At 73.5% G+C, this 17888-nt stretch carries 16 protein-coding genes; 14 read left to right on the plus strand and 2 right to left on the minus strand.

Annotated features, from left to right (window positions below):
- The first annotated feature begins 13 nt into the window (after nucleotides 1–13).
- From V1258_RS14475 to V1258_RS14485, 3 genes are read left to right on the plus strand one after another with little or no spacing between them, the layout of a single operon-like run.
- Entirely contained in the window at nucleotides 14–1258 is a 1245-nt protein-coding gene (locus V1258_RS14475) for a pyridoxal-phosphate-dependent aminotransferase family protein (protein WP_329750338.1), read from the plus strand.
- The gene (locus V1258_RS14480) at nucleotides 1255–2496 is read left to right on the plus strand and encodes an allantoate amidohydrolase (RefSeq protein ID WP_329750339.1); all 1242 of its coding nucleotides are present in this window, start codon (nucleotides 1255–1257) and stop codon (nucleotides 2494–2496) included. Before V1258_RS14475 ends, V1258_RS14480 begins: the two co-directional genes overlap by 4 nt.
- A complete protein-coding gene (locus V1258_RS14485; RefSeq protein WP_329750340.1) occupies nucleotides 2493–3344 on the plus strand; it encodes a MurR/RpiR family transcriptional regulator in 852 nt (283 codons plus the stop codon). Before V1258_RS14480 ends, V1258_RS14485 begins: the two co-directional genes overlap by 4 nt.
- 81 nt (nucleotides 3345–3425) lie before the next feature.
- Here the strand turns inward: V1258_RS14485 and V1258_RS14490 are convergent, their stop codons facing one another.
- Complete coding sequence (locus tag V1258_RS14490; protein WP_329750341.1) at nucleotides 3426–4520, minus strand: ABC transporter substrate-binding protein; 1095 nt, start codon at nucleotides 4518–4520, stop codon at nucleotides 3426–3428.
- 267 nt (nucleotides 4521–4787) lie between these two features.
- Here V1258_RS14490 and uraH point away from each other — a divergent pair, with 267 nt between their 5' ends.
- From uraH to V1258_RS14515, 5 genes are read left to right on the plus strand one after another with little or no spacing between them, the layout of a single operon-like run.
- The gene (uraH, locus tag V1258_RS14495) at nucleotides 4788–5108 is read left to right on the plus strand and encodes a hydroxyisourate hydrolase (RefSeq protein WP_133677879.1); all 321 of its coding nucleotides are present in this window, start codon (nucleotides 4788–4790) and stop codon (nucleotides 5106–5108) included.
- A gap of 1 nt (nucleotide 5109) precedes the next feature.
- Nucleotides 5110–6114, plus strand: coding sequence for a factor-independent urate hydroxylase (gene pucL, locus V1258_RS14500; RefSeq protein WP_329750342.1), 1005 nt, complete (start codon nucleotides 5110–5112; stop codon nucleotides 6112–6114).
- An 11-nt stretch (nucleotides 6115–6125) separates the two neighbouring features.
- A complete protein-coding gene (gene allB, locus V1258_RS14505; RefSeq protein ID WP_329750343.1) occupies nucleotides 6126–7553 on the plus strand; it encodes an allantoinase AllB in 1428 nt (475 codons plus the stop codon).
- On the plus strand, nucleotides 7550–8809 hold the full coding sequence (locus tag V1258_RS14510) for an XdhC family protein (RefSeq protein ID WP_329750344.1): 1260 nt from the start codon (nucleotides 7550–7552) through the stop codon (nucleotides 8807–8809). The genes allB and V1258_RS14510 overlap by 4 nt, the downstream gene beginning before the upstream one ends.
- Nucleotides 8806–11619 carry a molybdopterin-dependent oxidoreductase gene (locus V1258_RS14515; RefSeq protein WP_329750345.1) on the plus strand — a complete coding sequence of 938 codons (2814 nt, stop codon included), beginning with the start codon at nucleotides 8806–8808 and terminating at the stop codon, nucleotides 11617–11619. The genes V1258_RS14510 and V1258_RS14515 overlap by 4 nt, the downstream gene beginning before the upstream one ends.
- A gap of 7 nt (nucleotides 11620–11626) precedes the next feature.
- On the opposite strand, the gene V1258_RS14520 is transcribed toward V1258_RS14515, so the two are convergent.
- A complete protein-coding gene (locus V1258_RS14520) occupies nucleotides 11627–12271 on the minus strand; it encodes a nucleoside deaminase (protein ID WP_329750346.1) in 645 nt (214 codons plus the stop codon).
- A gap of 272 nt (nucleotides 12272–12543) precedes the next feature.
- Between V1258_RS14520 and V1258_RS14525 the strand changes: the two genes are divergently transcribed.
- From V1258_RS14525 to V1258_RS14550, 6 genes are all read left to right on the plus strand, one after another.
- Nucleotides 12544–13626, plus strand: coding sequence for an ABC transporter substrate-binding protein (locus V1258_RS14525; protein WP_329750347.1), 1083 nt, complete (start codon nucleotides 12544–12546; stop codon nucleotides 13624–13626).
- Between the two features lie 27 nt (nucleotides 13627–13653).
- Nucleotides 13654–14493, plus strand: a complete 840-nt coding sequence (locus V1258_RS14530) for an ABC transporter ATP-binding protein (RefSeq protein ID WP_329750348.1) — start codon at nucleotides 13654–13656, stop codon at nucleotides 14491–14493.
- 32 nt (nucleotides 14494–14525) lie between these two features.
- On the plus strand, nucleotides 14526–15395 hold the full coding sequence (locus tag V1258_RS14535) for an ABC transporter permease (protein ID WP_329750349.1): 870 nt from the start codon (nucleotides 14526–14528) through the stop codon (nucleotides 15393–15395).
- The gene (locus tag V1258_RS14540) at nucleotides 15395–16183 is read left to right on the plus strand and encodes an ABC transporter permease (RefSeq protein ID WP_329750350.1); all 789 of its coding nucleotides are present in this window, start codon (nucleotides 15395–15397) and stop codon (nucleotides 16181–16183) included. The genes V1258_RS14535 and V1258_RS14540 overlap by 1 nt, the downstream gene beginning before the upstream one ends.
- Nucleotides 16184–16187: 4 nt before the next feature.
- Nucleotides 16188–17123, plus strand: a complete 936-nt coding sequence (locus V1258_RS14545) for an FAD binding domain-containing protein (protein WP_329750351.1) — start codon at nucleotides 16188–16190, stop codon at nucleotides 17121–17123.
- Between the two features lie 80 nt (nucleotides 17124–17203).
- On the plus strand, nucleotides 17204–17881 hold the full coding sequence (locus V1258_RS14550; RefSeq protein WP_329750352.1) for a CotH kinase family protein: 678 nt from the start codon (nucleotides 17204–17206) through the stop codon (nucleotides 17879–17881).
- Nucleotides 17882–17888 lie beyond the last annotated feature (7 nt).

A 17888-nucleotide genomic window follows, 5' to 3' on the forward strand; every position in this document is an offset into this window, starting at 1 on the left:
GACGGAACTCCCCATGAGCACAGCCCCGATCGACCCGCCGCAGCGGCTCCTGATGGGTCCGGGTCCCATCAGCGCCGATCCGCGCGTCCTGCGCGCGATGTCCGCCGCGCTCGTGGGCCAGTTCGACCCCGCGATGACCGCCTGGATGTCCGAGACCCAGACCCTCTACCGCGAGGTGTTCCGCACCGCGAACGAGGCGACGCTGCTGGTGGACGGCACCTCCCGCGCCGGCATCGAGGCGGTGATGGTCTCCCTGCTCGAGCCCGGCGACCGGGTGCTCGTGCCGATCTTCGGCCGCTTCGGCCACCTGCTCGTCGAGATCGCCGAGCGCTGCGGAGCGGAGGTGCACGTCCTGGAGGTCGAGTGGGGCCAGGTGGTCCCCGTCTCCCGGATCCGCGAGGCCGTGGCCCGGGTGCGCCCCAGGCTGCTCGCGGTGGTGCAGGGGGACACCTCCACCACCATGAACCAGCCCCTCGAGGAGCTCGGCGCGATCGCGGCGCACCATGGCGCCCTGCTGTACACCGATGCGACCGCCTCCCTGGGCGGCAACGAGCTGGCCGTGGACGCGTGGGCGATCGACGCCGCCACCGCCGGGCTGCAGAAGTGCCTGGCCGGACCCTCGGGCAGCTCCCCGCTGACTCTCTCGGAGCGGGCGCGCGAGATCATCTCCGCCCGGCGCCATGTCGAGGCCGGGATCGCCGACGGCAGCACGGGCCGCGGGCGGCGCATCGCCTCGAACTACTTCGACCTCTCGATGATCCTGGACTACTGGGGCGAGCAGCGGCTGAACCACCACACCGAGGCGACCAGCATGCTGTACGCCGCACATGAATGCGCTCGGCTGCTGGTGGAGGAGGGGATCGACGAGGCCGTCGCCCGCCACCGCCTGCACGGGGGAGCGATGGCCGCGGGGGTGCAGGGGCTCGGGCTCGAGCTGTTCGGCGATCAGGCCCACCGCATGCACAACGTGCTGGCCGTGCGGATCCCCGACGGGATCGACGGGGACGCCGTGCGCGCCGCGATGCTCGAGGACTACGGCATCGAGATCGGCACGAGCTTCGGGCCGCTCCACGGGACGGTGTGGCGCATCGGCACGATGGGCTACAACGCCCGTCGGGACGCGGTGCTGCTCACCCTCGCCGCGCTCGAGCAGGTGCTCCGCCGCGGCGGCGTGAGCGTGCGGGGCGGCGGAGGCGTCGGCGCGGCCCTCGAGCACTACGACGGAGCGACCCCTGAGCGCGCGGGAGGTGGGCGATGAGCGCCGACGCCCTCGAGGCCGCCCGCCGCATCATGGCCGACTGCGATCGGATCGCCGCCATCTCCGCGCGCGAGGACGGCATCGAGCGCACCTACCTCACTCCCGAGCACGCCCGGCACAACACCGTCGCCGCGGAGCTCATGACCGCGGCGGGCCTGCACACCTGGCAGGACGCCGCCGGGAACCAACGGGGTCGGCTCGAGGGCTCCCGGCCCGGGCTGCCCGCCCTCGTCCTCGCCTCCCACCTGGACACCGTGCCCGACGCCGGACGGTACGACGGGATCCTCGGGGTGCTGCTCGCGATCGAGACCGTCGCCCGGCTGCGGGAGCGGGCCGCGGAGCTGCCCTTCGCCCTCGAGGTCGTCGCCTTCGCCGACGAGGAGGGCACCCGCTTCGGGGTCACCCTGCTGGGCAGCCGCGCGCTGGCCGGCACCTGGGAGCCCGAGTGGTTCGACCTGCCCGACGCGGACGGCGTCACCATGGCCGAGGCCTTCGCCTCCTTCGGTCTGGACCCCGCCCGGATCGACGAGGCGGCGCTGCGCCGCGAGGACCTCGCCGGCTACCTCGAGGTGCACATCGAACAGGGCCCCTACCTCGAGGCCGCGGACCGGCCCCTCGGCGTGGTCACCTCGATCGCGGGCGCCCGCCGCTTCACCCTCACCATCCACGGGGAGGCCCGGCATGCCGGCGGCACCCCCTACGAGCGGCGCCGCGACGCGCTGATCGGCGCGAGCCGTGCGGTGCTCGACATCGAGCGGATCGCCCGGGAGCACGGAGCGATCGCGACCGTCGGCCGCCTCGAGGCGTTCCCCGGCGGGGTCAACGTGGTGCCCGGACGGGTGGAGATGTCGTTGGACCTGCGCGCCGAGACGGACCGGCTGCGCGACGAGGTGCTCGAGCGGATCCTGGAGCGCGTGCGCGGCGCCTGCGCCGAGCGGCGGCTCACGCTGGACGTGGAGCAGATCCACGCGGCCCCGGCCGTGCGCTGCGCGCCCCGTCTGATGGACGCGGTGCGTGCGGGGATCCGTGCGACGGGCGATGATGAGCCGATGGAGCTGTTCTCCCGCGCCGGTCACGATGCGATGGCGATGGCCGCCGTCACCGACATCGGCATGCTGTTCGTCCGCTGCGCCGACGGCATCAGCCACCACCCCGACGAGTCCGTCACCGTCGAGGACGTGGCCGTCTCCCTGCAGGCCTTCGAGGCGGCCATCCTGCACACGGCGGACGCGGCATGAGCGGTGCCCGCATCGACGCGCGGATCGACGGCAGGTATGCCGAGCTCACGCCCCAGGAGCGGCGGGTCTGCGACTTCCTGCTCGAGCACCTCGGCGACCTGGCCGTGTTCAGCGCCGCGGACATCAGCCGCGAGACCGGGGTGTCCAAGGCGACGGTGAGCCGGCTGTTCCGCAAGCTGGACTTCGCGGACTACCGCGAGGTCAAGGAGCACACCCGGGCCATGCGCAGCGCCGGCACGCCGCTCGCGGCGCCCATCCGGACCGGCGTGCCGGGACTGGGGCCCGGTCTGGAGGCGCATCTGCGCGCGGAGCGCGAGAATCACGACCGTCTGCTCAGCGTGCTCTCCGCCGGGGGGCTCGAGCAGGCCACCGCCCTGCTGAGCGGGGCGCGGCGGATCCTCGTCATCGGCCTGCGCAACAGCTATCCGGTCGCCCTGCATCTGCACCAGCAGCTGATCCAGGCGCGGGAGGACGTGCGGGTGGCGCCGCGGCCGGGCCAGGCGCTGGGGGAGGAGCTGGTCGGCATCGGCGCCGATGACCTGGTGGTGCTGGTCGGCTTCCGACGACGTCCTGCTACCTTCCCCGCCCTCGCCGCGGCGATCTCCGACGGACCGGCCTCGTGCCTGCTGATCGGCGACGGCACCGCCCGCCCCTACGCCGCCGGGGCCGACTGCTGGCTCGAGTGCCCGATCGACTCCGACGGCGCCTTCGACTCCTACTCGACCGCGATGGCGCTGGTGTCGGTGCTGTCCAACGGCGTGCTGAACCGGCTGGGGCCGAAGGGGTCCCGCCGCATCAGCCGGATCACCGCCGCCTACGACCTCCTCGGCGAGCTCGAGGACAGCTGAGCCGGAGGGGCAGACGGCCGCTCCCCGCGCGCACGGGAACGGGGGCGGACCCTGCGGTCCGCCCCCGTCGGCTCCCCCACGTCAGATCAGGTCGGGGTTCTCCGCGTAGACCTCCTCGAGCAGGCTGGTGTCGAAGTAGTCCTCCACGGTGAGGTCGTAGCCGGCCGCGACCAGCGCGTCCACGTTCTGCTGCATGAGCTCGTCGGACATGGTCAGCAGACCGTTCGCGTCGGTCTCGTCGGTGCTGACCAGCGCCACCTGCTCCTCGGCCTGGCGGGTCTCCTTCTCCATGTCCAGGCCGAGATCCTGGCCGAAGTCCTCGACCGCGAGGCGCGCGCTCTCCTCGGGCTCGGCGATCGCGTCCTTCCAGCCGCGGATGAGCGCCACCAGCGCCGCCTTCAGCAGGTCGCGCTGGGTCTCGATGGACTCCTGTGTGACCACGATGCTCTCGGCCATGAACGGCAGGCCGTTGTCCGCCAGCGGCAGGTTCACCACGTCCTCGCCGGCGAGCTCCAGGGTCAGCGCCTCGTTGGTGAGGTAGCCGAAGAACCCGTCGACCTCGCCGTTCACGAGCGGCTGCGGGTCGTACTGCACCGGCACCTTCTCGAGCTGGGCCGCGTCGATCCCGTTGGCGGCGAGGAACCCGTCGAACAGGGTCTCGTTCACGCCGGTCTGCACGCCGATCTTCTTGCCGACGAGGTCCGCCGGGGTGGCGATCGGGGCGGCGTCGCCGAGGGAGATGATCGTGAAGGGGTTCTTCTGGTAGGTGGTGCCGATGATCTTCAGCGGCGCCTCCTCGTCCTGGATCAGCGGCGCCACGCCGAGCGGCGAGGTGGTGCCCATGATCGCCGAGCCCGAGAGGACCATCGTCTCGCTCGAGGTGCCGGACGGTCCGCCCGCGATGAGGTTCACCTCGGAGAACCCGGCCTCCTCGAAGTAGCCGCGGTCGATGGCCATGTACTCGCCGGCGAACTCCGCGTTCTTGATCCACGAGAGGTTGATGTCGAGCGTGCCGTAGTCGGCCGCGCCCTCCCCGCCGTCGGAGGAGCCGGCGGAGGCGGACTCGGCGTCGGCCCCGCCGCAGGCGGCCAGCGACAGGGCGCCGAGCGCGGTGAGGGACGTGCCGATCACGACGCGTCGGGTCGGGGTGGAGGCAGAGGTGCGAGGGGTCTTCATGGCGTTCGCCTTCTTCTCAAGGGGTGCAGCGCCTCGGGGCAGTGGCGGCGAGTCCGACGCTAGGGATCGTGTGTTTCAGCGGGCGTCTGGGCCTGTTTCGCGGCGGTTACATCTGCAGAGCAGACCCGCGAAACACATGTTTTACACGGGAGAAACGGTCCGGCCGTACCCGATTCCTAGCGTGGAGGAACCAGGGCGGGACCCGGCCGCGCAGCCTGTCGCAGGCGGCGCGCGGGACCCGCCGACCGCCGGAGGAAGGACGCCGTCATCAGCCACGTCACCACCCACGTGCTCGACACCGGCACCGGCCGGCCCGCTGTCGGCGTCGCCGTGACTCTCCTGGATGCAGGCGGCTCGGAGGTCGCGACCGGGGTCACCGACGCCGACGGGCGCGTGCGCGACCTCGGCCCGATCGCGCTCGTGCCAGGTACCTACCGCCTCCGCTTCGCGACCGGCGCCTACTACGCCGAACGCCGTCAGGTCACGTTCTTCCCCGAGGTCGAGGTGGCCTTCTCCCTCGACGAGGGTCACGCCCATGTGCCGCTCCTGCTGAGCCCCTTCGCCCACTCCACCTACCGAGGCAGCTGACATGCTCGAGATCACCACCCCGCAGACCCCCGCCGGTCAGACTCCCGCCCCGTCGGCCGCCCCCGCGGGTTCCGCTCCCGCCGGCTCGGCCCCCACCGCCGTGCTGGGCCGGAACCAGTACGGCAAGGCCGAGGTGCGGCTCGTCCACGTGGACCGCTCCACCCCGCGCCATGCGCTGACGGACCTGAACGTCACCTCGATGCTGCGCGGGGACTTCGAGGAGTGCTACCGCACCGGCGACAACGCGCGCGTCATCGCCACGGACACGCAGAAGAACACCGTCTACGCCTTCGCGAAGCAGTACGGCGTCGCCGGTCCCGAGCGGTTCCTGCTGCGCCTGGCCGAGCACTTCATGGCCGAGGGCACGTGGCTGACCGGCGGGCGCTGGGAGGCCGAGCAGTTCGGCTGGGAGCGCATCACCGCCGCAGGTGAGGGGCACGACCACTCCTTCGTGCGCACCGGGCCCGAGGTCCGCACCGCCGCCGTCACCGTCCAGGACGGCGCCACCCACGTGATCGGCGGGATCAAGGACCTCGTGGTCCTGAAGTCGACCGGCAGCGAGTTCCACGGCTTCCCGCGGGACCGGTACACGACCCTGCCCGAGACCACCGACCGCATCCTCGCCACCGAGGTCACCGCCCGCTGGCGCTTCCGGGAGCCCATCACGGCCGACGGGACCTCCGGTGTCGACCCGGACGAGACCTTCGCGGCGGTGCGCGCGGTGCTGCTCGAGACCTTCGCGACCACGCACTCCCTGTCCCTGCAGCAGACCCTCTTCGCGATCGGCGAGGCCGTGCTCGCCGCCCGTCCGGAGCTGGCCGAGATCCGCATGGTCATGCCCAACAAGCACCACTACCTCGTGGACCTCAACCCCTTCGAGCTCGGCAACGACAACGAGGTGTTCATCGCCGGGGACCGCCCCTACGGCCTCATGCAGGCCGCGGTCACCCGCCCCGGCGAGCCCGACCAGCCGGCCGCCTGGGAGTGGCTCGGCGGATTCTGCTGAGGCCCCGGACCATGCCAGGACCAGGGACGACGGCCGCGACGAAAGCCGGGACGAGCTCCGGCGAGCTGCACACCGTCCGCGCCCACGAGATCCTGCTCGGGGACCGGCTCGTCGCGGCCGAGCTCGACATCGAGGACGGCCGGATCACCGCGATCCGCCCGCTCCCGGACGAGGCCCCGCGCCTGCCCGGCACCCTCGTCGTCCCCGACGGTCTGCAGGTGCTGCCCGGGAACGTGGACACCCACGTGCACATCAACGAGCCCGGCCGCACCGAATGGGAGGGTTTCGCGACCGCCACCCGCGCCGCCGCGCTCGGCGGGGTCACGACCCTCGTGGACATGCCGCTGAACTCCGTCCCGCCCACGATCGACGTGGCATCGCTGCGTGTGAAGCAGGCCGCCGCCCGCGACGCACTCGCGGTGGACCTCGGGTTCTGGGGCGGGATCGTCCCCGGCAACACCGCCCAGCTGCGCCCGCTGTGGGAGGCGGGCGTGATGGGCTTCAAGTGCTTCCTGCTGCCGTCGGGGGTGGACGAGTTCCCGCCGGTCGACGCCGCCCAGCTGCGCGCGGCGATGCATGAGGTCGCCACCTTCGACGGGCTCGTGATCGTCCACGCCGAGGATGCCTCCACCATCGACGCCGCACCGGCGGTGCCGTCCGCGAAGTACACCGATTTCGTCGCCTCCCGGCCCGAGTCCGCCGAGGTCACTGCGATCGCGGGGCTCATCGAGGCGGTGCGCGAGACCGGGGCCCGCACCCACCTGCTCCACCTCTCCAGCGCCCGCGCCCTGGACCTCATCCAGCAGGCCAAGGCGGAGGGTCTGCCGCTCACGGTCGAGACCTGCCCGCACTATCTGTGCTTCGCCGCGGAGGCCGTGCCGGATGCGTCGCCGGAGTACAAGTGCTGCCCGCCGATCCGCGACGCCGGCAACCGCGACGCCCTCTGGCAGGGCCTCGAGGCCGGGCTCATCGACATGATCGTCACCGACCACTCGCCGTCCTCCCCGGCGGAGAAGCACCGTGGCGCCCCCGACCTCCAGCAGGCCTGGGGCGGGATCTCCGGACTCCAGGCCGGATTCACCGCCGTCGCCGCCGAGGCCCGCACCCGCGGCATCGACATCGCCCAGGTGAGTCGCTGGATGGCGCGGGCGACCGCCGACCTCGTGGGCCTCGCCCACAAGGGTCGCCTCGAGGTGGGCGCCGACGCGGACCTGATCCTCTACGACCCGGCCCGCCCCCAGACCCTGCGCGCGGACCGCTTCGCCCACCGTCACCCGCTCTCCGCCTACGACGGCCTCGCGCTCCAGGGCGCGGTGGTCGATGCGGTGCTGCGCGGGCAGATCCTCGCGGCCGACGAGGACGCGTCCCCGCGCGGCCGGTTCCTCGGGGGGCCCGGGGCGACGGCGCCCGGCGTGGAGCAGGCGGGAGCGGGCGCATGAGCGACACCCTCACCGCGCCGCTCCCGGGTGGACTCGCCGCGGCCTGCACCCGCTGGCTCGAGGCCGGCAAGCCCCTCGCGCTCGCCACCATCGTCGCGACCGAGGGCTCCGCGCCCCGGCCGCTCGGCACCACGATGGTGATCGGGGAGGGCGGGCTCGTGCGCGGCTCCCTCTCCGGCGGCTGCGTCGAGTCCGACCTCATCGAGCAGGGCCTCGAGGTGCTCGCCACCGGCGTGCCCGAGCGCCGCACCTACGGCTACACCGACGCCGCCGCCTGGGAGGTGGGGCTCATGTGCGGCGGCAGCATCGACGTGCTCGTCCAGCCCCTCGCCGCCCCGGACCCCGCCGCCGGACTCGACGCGCTGCTGGACGGTGCACCGGGAGCGCTGCTGTGGAGCCTCGACGAACCGAGCCGACGCCTCGCCCTGCCCGTCCCGCTCGCCGACGACGCGGGGGAGTGGGAGGGCCCGCTCGCGGCACTGCTCGCCGGGGCCGACGGGCCCGGCGCGACCGGCGAGGCCGACGCGACCGGCGGAGCGAGCGAGCCCGTGCTCTTCGTCGACCCCGCGCTCGTACGCCGCCTCGCCGCACAGCTCGCCGCCCGCACCGCCGCCGGCGAGACCGGCATCGTCTCCCTCCCCACCGGCTGCGGTCTGCTCGCCGCGGGCATCCCGGCCCTGCCCGCACCCGATGCCCCCGAGCTGTTCCTCCTCGTGAGGCGCCCCGCCCCGCGCCTCATCGTCAGCGGCACCACCGACCTCGCCGCGGCCCTGCTCGCCCAGGGCCGCACCCTCGGCTACGACACCACCGTCGTCGACCCGCGCAGCACCTTCCTCACCCGCGAGCGGTTCCCCGCCGCGGACCGGGTCGTCGTCGCCCGCCCCGACCGCTACCTCCGCGAGGAGGACGAGGCCGGGCGGCTCGACCACCGCACCGTCATCGCGTGCCTGGGTCATGATCCGAAGATCGATGACCCCCTGGTCGAGACCGCTCTCTCCCTCCCGGTCGCCTACGTCGGCGCGATGGGCTCCCGCCGCACCCACGACGAGCGGATCCGCCGCCTCCTCGAACGGGGCGTGACCACCGCCCAGCTCGAGGCCCTGCACTCGCCGATCGGCCTGGACCTCGGCGGCTCCACCCCCGCCGAGTTCGCGCTCTCCGTCATGGCGGAGGTCGTCGCCGAGCGCACCGGTCGCGCGGCCGCCCAGCCGCTGCGCACCACCACCGGCCCCCTGCACGGGAGGATCCCCGCATGACCGGCACCCCGGACCCGGCCGTCGTCGACGGCACCCCCGCCGCGACCCCGCCCCGCCCCGGCCAGTGCCTGCGCACCTACCTGCGCGATCTCGGTCGCCTCGGGGTGAAGAAGGGCTGCGACGGAGGCGACTGCGGCGCCTGCACCGTCCACCTGGACGGCAAGCCCGTGCACAGCTGCGTCGTCCCCGCCGTCCGCGCGGCGGGCGCGAGCGTCACCACGATCAACGGCCTCGCCGCGACCATCGAGCCACCGGCCGCAGAGCCGCGCCCCGCGGACCCGCCCGAGCATCCCGTCCAGTGCGCGTTCCGCAGGGCGCAGGGCTTCCAGTGCGGGTTCTGCACCCCCGGCATGATCATGACCGCCGCGGCGCTGACCGACGGGGACCGCGCCGACCTGCCCCGCTCCCTCAAGGGCAACCTCTGCCGCTGCACCGGCTACTCCGCGATCGAGGACGCGATCGCCGGCTGCGCCCACGTCGAGGAGGGGGCGGCCGCGGGTCGAAGCCTCGGCGCCCCCGCCGCCCGCCGCGTCGTCACCGGCACCGAGCCGTATACCCTCGACGTCGATCCCGCGACGCTGCCCGGGCTGCTGCACCTGAAGCTGCTGCGCTCCCCGCACGCCCACGCCCGGATCCGGGCGATCGACACCGCCTCCGCGCTCGCCGTCCCCGGCGTGCACAGCGTCCTCACCCACGAGGACGCCCCGGACGTCCTGTTCTCCACCGGCCAGCACGAGCACCTCGCCGACGACCCCCTGGACACCCGGGTGCTCGACGACACCGTCCGCTTCGTCGGGCAGCGCGTCGCGGCCGTGCTCGCCGATTCCGTCGCGGCGGCCGAGGCCGGGGTGCGCGCCCTGCAGGTCGACTACGAGCTCCTCGAGGCGAACACCGACCCCACCCGGGCCCGCACCGGTCCGGCCCTGCACGGAGAGAAGACCGAGGGCTCCGGCATCGCCGACGCGGCCACGAACCTCGTCGCCGCCCTGCACACCCGGGTCGGGGACCTCGAGGCCGGCCTCGCCCGCGCCGCCGTCGTGATCGACCGCGAGTTCGAGACCCAGCGCGTCCAGCACGTCAGCCTCGAGACCCACGCCTCGATCGCCTCCCTCGACCCCGATGGCACGCTCGTGGTCCGCTCGAGCACCCAGGTCCCCTACCTCGCCCGCCGCACCCTGGCGCGCCTGTTCGACCTGCCCGCCGAGCGGGTCCGCGTGATCGCCCCGCGCGTGGGCGGCGGCTTCGGCGGGAAGCAGGAGGTGTTCACCGAGGACCTGGTGGCGCTCGCGACCCTGCGCACCGGCCGGCCGGTGCAGCTCGAGCACACCCGCACCGAGCAGTTCACCTCCACCTCGGTGCGCCACCCCATGCGGCTGCGGGTCCGGGCCGGGGCCGACGCCGACGGTCGCCTCACCGCGATCCACCTCTCGCTGCTCTCGAACACCGGCGCCTACGGCAACCACGGCCCCGGCACCATGTTCCACGGCACCGGCGAATGCCTGGCCGTCTACAACGCGCCGGCCAAGGCGGTGGACGCCGAGGTGGTCTACACGAACACCGTCCCCTCCGGGGCGTTCCGCGGCTACGGGCTCAGCCAGACCGTCTTCGCGATCGAGTCCGTGATGGACGAGCTCGCCCGTGCCCTGGGCCTGGAGCCCTTCGCGTTCCGCCGCCGGAACGTGATCCGCGAGGGCGACCCCATGATCTCCACGTCGCCGACGCCCACGGCGGACGTCGAGTACGGCTCCTACGGCCTGGACCAGTGCCTGGACCTGGTCGAGGAGGCGCTCGCCCGCCCGGCGGAGGAGGCCGACGGCGGTGCCCAGGGGATCGCGGGGCTCGGCCCCGACTGGGCGATCGGCACCGGCATGGCGCTGTCGATGCTGGACACCGTGCCGCCGCGCGGCCACCACTCCCACAGCCGGCTCGCCCTGCGGGGCGACGGGAGGATCGAGGTGCGGACGGGGACGGCCGAGTTCGGCAACGGCACCACCACCGTCCACGTCCAGCTCGCCGCGGCCGCGCTCGGCTGCGCCCCGGAGCGGATACGCATCCTGCAGTCGGACACCGCCCTGGTCGGCCACGACACCGGGGCGTACGGCTCGGCCGGCACCGTCGTCGCCGGCAAGGCGACCTTCCACGCCGCGCAGGCCCTCGCCCGCCGGCTCGCCGAGAGGGCGTCGGCGCTCCGCGGCACGACCACGGACCCGTCGGACTGGGCGGGGGAGGAGTCCGGTCTCCGCCACGGGGTGACCGGGACCCTCGTCCCCTGGGAGGAGCTCGCCGCGAGCACGACCGGCCCGGACTCCCCGGGGCCGCTCGAGGCGGAGGCCCACTGGGACGGCTCGCCGCGCTCCGTCGCCTTCAACGTCCACGGGGTGCGGGTCGCCGTGCACCGCCGAACCGGCGAGCTGCGGATCCTGCGCAGCATCCAGGCGGCCGATGCCGGCTTCGTGGTCAACCCCCACCAGTGCCGCGGCCAGGTGCAGGGCGGCGCCGCGCAGGCCCTCGGCGCCGCCCTGTACGAGGAGGTCGTGGTCGAGGCGGAGGGGCGGGTGAGCACCGACATCCTGCGCCAGTACCACATCCCCACCTACGCCGACGTCCCCCGGACCGAGGTGCTCTTCGCGACCACGAGCGACCGGCTCGGCCCGCTGGGCGCGAAGTCCATGAGCGAGAGCCCGTACACGCCCGTCGCCCCGGCGCTCACCAACGCCGTCCGCGACGCCGTCGGGGTGAGGATGACGTCCCTGCCCATGAGCCGGGACCGCCTGTACCTCGCGATGAAGGCCGCCGGGGTGACGGGCTGACGGGACCTCAGCCCGCGTGCACCCCGGTGCCCCGCGCGTTGTACAGCGTCGCGGAGCCCGCGGAGACGAGGTCCCGGTAGCCGGCCAGCACCTCGACCGCCTCCTCGCGCAGCACGTCGGTCTCCACCTCGATGCCCCGCTCGCGGAACCGACCGATCCAGTCCTCCGGCATGGGGCCCTCGTCGAAGCCGGTGAGCTCCTCCACCTCGGGTCCGTCCACGGCGATGACCAGGCGCGTCACCCCCGACCACATGGTCGCGCCGTAGCACATGACGCACGGGCGCGCGTTGACCCACAGCTCGAGCGGGGCCGCGCCGGCGGCGCCCAGATCCCAGGCACCCCGCCGCCTCTGCGCGAGGGAGAGCGTCGTGACCTCGGCGTGCATCGAGGACAGCCCCGAGGCGAGCACCCGGTTCACGCCAGCCGCGACGATCTCCCCGCTCGCGCCGTCGCGCACCAGGGCGGCGAAGGGCCCGCCGCCGCCCTCGCGCACGTTCCGCTCCGCGAGCCGGTTCAGCAGCCGCATGAGCACGGTGCGCGTGGCCGGGGAGTCGCCGCTCGGGGCGGCGCCGAGCGCGGCCACCTCCTCCTCGACCCAGTCCGGCATGGTGACGCCGAAGGTCGAACGGGCGGTGGATGCGTGCTGGTCCATGGGCTGCCTCCCGGCGGTCTGATGACGGTGCGGACGCGCACCCTCCGGTCGCCGTCAGGCTAGGGGCGGGACGTGTCCACCATGTTTCCGCGGGTGCCGTCGTGCGGGGGTTCGGGTGCCTGTGGACCCGGGTTTACGCCGCCGAAACAGGAGCGCACCGCTGGCGAAACAGTCGTTCCATAGCGTGGCCGTCACCGGAAGACCTGGTGCGGTGACCGACCTCGGAGCACCGTGTGCGGCTCGCCGGACCGTCCTCCCAGAAAGGGGCTCCCGTGTCCTGTCTCCGACCCGCCCCCGCCGGCCCGAGCCGGCTCCGTCCCTCCCGTCGCCTGCTGCTGGGCGGGGCGCTCGCCGCCCCGGCCCTCGCCCTGACCGCGTGCTCCGCGGCCGACGGGTCGGGCGCCGACGCCGGGAGCCTCGGCGGGCTCGAGGTGAACCAGAACTGGATCCGCACCACCGAGTTCGCCGGCGAGTACTTCGCCGACTCCCGCGGCTACTACGCGGAGGCCGGCTTCGACGAGGTGACCCTCATCCCCGGCGGGCCCAGCGGCACCTCCTCCGAGGCGATGGTCCTCTCCGACTCCGCGCTCGTCGGTATGACCACCCCGCTCGCCGCCGGATCGATGGTCGCGGGGGAGGAGGCGCCGCTCGTGCTGCTCGGGGCGAAGTTCCAGCGCAACCCCTTCACCATCTGCTCCACCTCCGCCTCCCCGATCACCACCCCCGCCGATCTCGTCGGCCGGCGGATCGGCGTCGCCACCGGCACCAACGAGGTGCTCTTCGACGCGCTCCTGGAGGTCAATGGGATCGACCCCCCCGACGTCGAGCGGGTGACCGTCCAGTTCGATCCGCAGCCGCTGATCAACGGGGAGGTCGACGGGCAGATCTGCACCCTCACCAACGAGGCGATCACCGTCGCCCTCGCGGGCCTGGAGGTCGTGAACCTGCCGCTCGCCGAGAACGGCCTGCCCTTCGTCTCCGGCGCCTTCGTCACGACCGCGGCGAACGTCCAGGAGCGGCGGGAGGAGCTCAAGGCCTTCCTGCTCGGCACGATCCGCGGCTGGCAGGACGCCCTCGCCGACCCGGCGGAGTCCGCCCGGCTCGCCTATGAGGAGTACGGCGCGGACCTCGGCCTGGACCCCGAGAAGGAGCAGCGCCAGGCCGAGGCCCAGAACCAGCTCGTCGTCAGCGAGGAGACCGCGGCGAACGGCCTGTTCACGATCTCCGAGGAGCTCGCCGCGACGAACGTCGAGCTGCTGGCGCTCGCCGGCCACGTGGTCGACCAGGGCTCCTTCTTCGACCCGACCCTGCTGCAGGAGGTTTACGAGGAGAACCCCGACCTCCTGGCCTCCTGACCCGTCCCCGAACCGAAGGGCACACCCATGACCGCGCAGCACGATCCCCGGCCCCGCGCCGAGATGCCCGAGGCCGGCGCCACCGGCATCGACCTCCGGGGCCTGAGCAAGACCTTCACCTCGGGCCGCCGCCCCGTGACCGCCTTCCAGGACACGCAGCTCGCCACCGACCGCGGCTCCTTCCTCTCGCTGCTCGGGCCCTCAGGATGCGGCAAGTCCACGATCCTGCGGATCCTCGCCGGACTCGAGGCGCCGACGACCGGCACCGCGCTCGTGGACGGGATGAGCCCCGAGCAGCTGCGCGCCAGCTCCCGCCTCGGGATCGCCTTCCAGGACTCCGCCCTGCTGCCCTGGCGCACCGTGCGCGGCAACATCCGCCTCGCCCTCGAGGTCGCCGGGAAGCTCGAGAACGAGCCCTACATCGACGACCTCCTGGACCTCGTGGGGCTGCGCGCCTTCGAGAACGCGAAGCCGGGCCAGCTCTCCGGCGGCATGCGCCAGCGCGTCTCGATCGCCCGCGCCCTCGTCGTCAAGCCGGAGGTGCTGCTGCTCGACGAGCCCTTCGGCGCGCTCGACGACATGACCCGTCAGCGCCTGAACCTCGAGCTGCTCCGCATCTGGACCGAGAAGCCCGCGACGACCCTGATGGTCACCCACGGCATCTCCGAGGCCGTGTTCCTCTCCGACCAGGTCGCCGTGATGAGCGCGCGGCCCGGCCGGATCGTCGAGGTGTTCGACGTGGACCTGCCGCGTCCCCGCACCCCGGAGATGATGCGCACGCCCGAGTTCCACGCCCTGTGCGACCACGCCTCCGAGGTGCTGTTCGGCGCCCCGGCCGACGCCGCCGCCCTGCCCGAGAGCGCGTGAGCCCGCCGACACGGGAGAAGGAGGACCATGCCATGACCGCTGCCACCCCCACCACCGCCGTCGCGGACGACATCCCCGCCGCCCCCTCCCTGCCCGCCCGTCGGCCGCTGCCCCGCTGGGCGATCGGCGTGCTCGGCACCCTCGCCGTGATCGCCGGGTGGTGGATCCTCGCCGGCACGGTGCTCTCCGGGGCCGGGGCCGCCGAGGGCGGAGCGATCCCCACTCCCGGTGCGATCCTCGCCCAGTTCGCGGTCGACGGCTGGTCCTACTACGCCCGCAACGCCTCCGTCACCCTCGCCGAGGCGGGCCTCGGGTATCTCGCCGGGAACGCCCTCGCCCTGCTGCTCGCCGCCGTGGTGATGCTCGTGCCCGCGCTCGAACGGATCATCACCCAGCTCGGCGTCATCAGCTACTGCCTGCCTCTCGTCGCGATCGGCCCGATCATCTTCATCGTCCTCGGGCCGCCCGCCTCCGGCGCCCCCTCCGGGACCGCCGTCGTCCTCGCCGCGCTGTCGGTCTTCTTCACGACCCTGGTCGGCTCGATCCTGGGCCTGCGCAGCGCCGACCGGGCCGCGCTGGACGTCATCACCGTCTACGGCGGCACCCGCCTCACGCAGCTCCGCACCGTCCAGGTCATCTCCGCCCTGCCCAGCGTCCTGAGCTCCCTGAAGATCGCGGCGCCGGGCGCGCTGCTCGGTGCGGTGCTCGGCGAGTACGTGGGAGGCGTGGACCGGGGGCTCGGCCCCGCCATGGTCAACGCCCAGCAGTCCCTGGAGATCGAGCGGGTCTGGGGTGTCGCGATCGTGTGCGGTCTGCTCGCGGGCGGCGCCTTCGCGGTGCTCGCCCTCATCGCCCGTGTCGCGACTCCCTGGTCCGCCGGCACCGAAGGAGGCAGGTCCTGATGACCCACGCCCTGAAGAACCTCTCCCGTTCCGCGCTCGGGGTGCTGATCTCCCTCGCCGTGGTCCTCGCGATCTGGGCCGGAGGGCTGCGCGTCCTGGACGTCTCCAGCTTCATCGGCAAGGGCCCGCTGGACGTGCTCGGCCATCTCGCGCTGGACGAGGACGCCGCCGCGCACCGCGCCGCGGTGCTCGACAACCTCACGATCACCCTCGGCGATGCGGCGATCGGCTTCGTCGCCGGTCTGGCGCTGGCCCTGGTCGTCGCGGCCGCGTTCACGCTCGTCCGCGGTGTGGAAGACGCGCTGCTGCCGCTGGCCATGCTGCTGCGCTCGGTGCCGCTCGTGGCCATGGCCCCGATCCTCATCCTCGTCTTCGGCCGGGGCACCGGGACCGTCGCCGCCATGGGCGGGGTGGTGGTGCTGTTCCCGGCGCTCGTGACCATCGTGCTCGGGCTCCGCTCCGCCTCGCCGGCCATGGTCGACGTGGTCAGCGTGTTCGGCGGCAGCAAGCTCACCGCCTTCACCAAGGTGGCCCTGCCCGCCTCGCTGCCCGCTTTTTTCACGGCGCTGCGCATCTCGATCCCGGGCGCCCTGACCGGGGCGCTGCTCGCGGAGTGGCTCGCCACCGGCCAGGGCATCGGCTACCAGATCGTCTCGGACGTCTCCCGCGCCCGGTACGACTCGGTGTGGGCCTCCGTGGTGGTCGTGACCGCGGCGTCCCTGGTCCTCTACGGACTGGTCGCAGTCCTCGAGCGCCTGGTGCTGCGGCGCATGGGCACGGCGGTCTGAGCCGGTGGACCTCTCCACCGTCGAGGCGGTCCGCGCCACCGCCGATCCCGACGAGTTCCGCGAGGGCGACGCCTGGCTCGGCGGGGGCACGGTCCTGTTCTCCTACGGCAGCGACCGCCTGCGCCGCCTGCTCGACCTCCGCAGTGCCGGCTGGGAGCCGTGGACGGTGCGCGAGGACGGCCTGGAGATCGCCGCGACCTGCACCATCGCCGAGCTCTATGCTCTTCCCGGCACAGAGGCGCCGTACGGGATCCTCCGTCCCGGCGTCACCCCGCAGGCCCGCGCCGCGGGCTTCCCCAGCGCGGACGAGTGGCCCGCGACAGCGATGATCCGTCCCTGCTGCGACGCCTTCGTCGCCTCCTTCAAGATCTGGAACACCTCGACCGTCGGCGGGAACGTGGCGACCGCCCTGCCCGCCGGGCCCATGATCTCCCTGCTCGCCGGGCTCGACGCCGAGGCGACCATCTGGGGCCCGGGCGGGGCACGTCGGCGGGTGTCCGTGGCCCGGCTCGTGCTCGGCGAGCGGCGCACGGGCCTCGCCCCCGAGGAGCTGATCCGCTCCTTCCACATCCCGCGGGCCGCGCTCGAGTCCCGGGCGGCGTTCCGACGGCTGTCCCTGTCTAACCTCGGCCGCTCCGGGGTCCTCCTGATCGGACGCGACCTCGGCGACGGGCGGATGCGTCTCACCGTCACCGCGGCGACGGTGCGTCCCGTGCAGCTGGACCTCCCGCTCGGAGTGGCGGAGTCCGAGGTCGCCCGGCGCCTCGAGGCAGCTCTGCCGTGGAGCCTCGTCCACGACGACATCCACGGCCTGCCTGAGTGGCGGCGCGACATGTCCCTGCTGCTCGCGCAGGAGATCCACGCGGAGCTCGGCGCCGCACCGGAGCCGGCGCACCCTGCCCTCCATCCGCTCGAGGCGCCGGGCGGGCACCTGCGCTGACCGGGGGCCTCGCCTCACTCCGCCGGCAGCGCCTCCGCGAGCAGCGGGGTCAGCTGCTCGGCGAGGCGGACTACGTCGACGTGTTCGACGCGGAATGGGTGGGGGACGACCTCACCACGGAGCAGAGCTTCGCCACGCTCGGCGAGTTCCTGCAGTTCCTCGAGGAGTCCGAGGACGACGAGTTCGCCTCCACGCTCATGGACCGCTTCGACGTGGACGGCTTCGCCGCCTATCTCGCCGCCCAGGAGATGGTCGCCAACACCGACGACATCGACGGCCCCGGCAACAACTCCTACCTCCATTACGACTCCGGCGCGGCGACCTGGAATGTCGTGGCCTGGGACCACAACCTCGCCTTCGGCGGGATGGGTGGCGGGGGCGACATGGGCGGTGGACCCGGCGGCTTCCCCGAGGACGGCGAACTGTCCGAGGGTTTCGAGCCCCCGGCCGAGCGTGAGCTGCCCGACGGTGAGCTGCCCGAAGGCGCCGGCGGCCGCGGCGGCGCGGCCGGTGGCGGGGGCATGGGCGGCGGGATGGGCGGGAACGTCCTGTCCGAGCGCTCCCTCGCCGACTCGACCTTCGCCGCGCTCTACGACACTGCGCTCGCCGATCTCACCGGGGCCATCTACACCTCCGGCGACGCGGCCGCCCGCCTCCAGGAGCTGGTCGACCTGCTCACCGCCGACGCCTCCGACCTCGTCACCGTCGAGGACCTCCAGTCCGACGCCGAGACCATCACCGCCGTGCTCGAGGGGTGAACCGGGC

Origin of the sequence: Brachybacterium sp. J153, assembly GCF_036311905.1 — a bacterium.
Lineage (GTDB): Bacteria > Actinomycetota > Actinomycetes > Actinomycetales > Dermabacteraceae > Brachybacterium.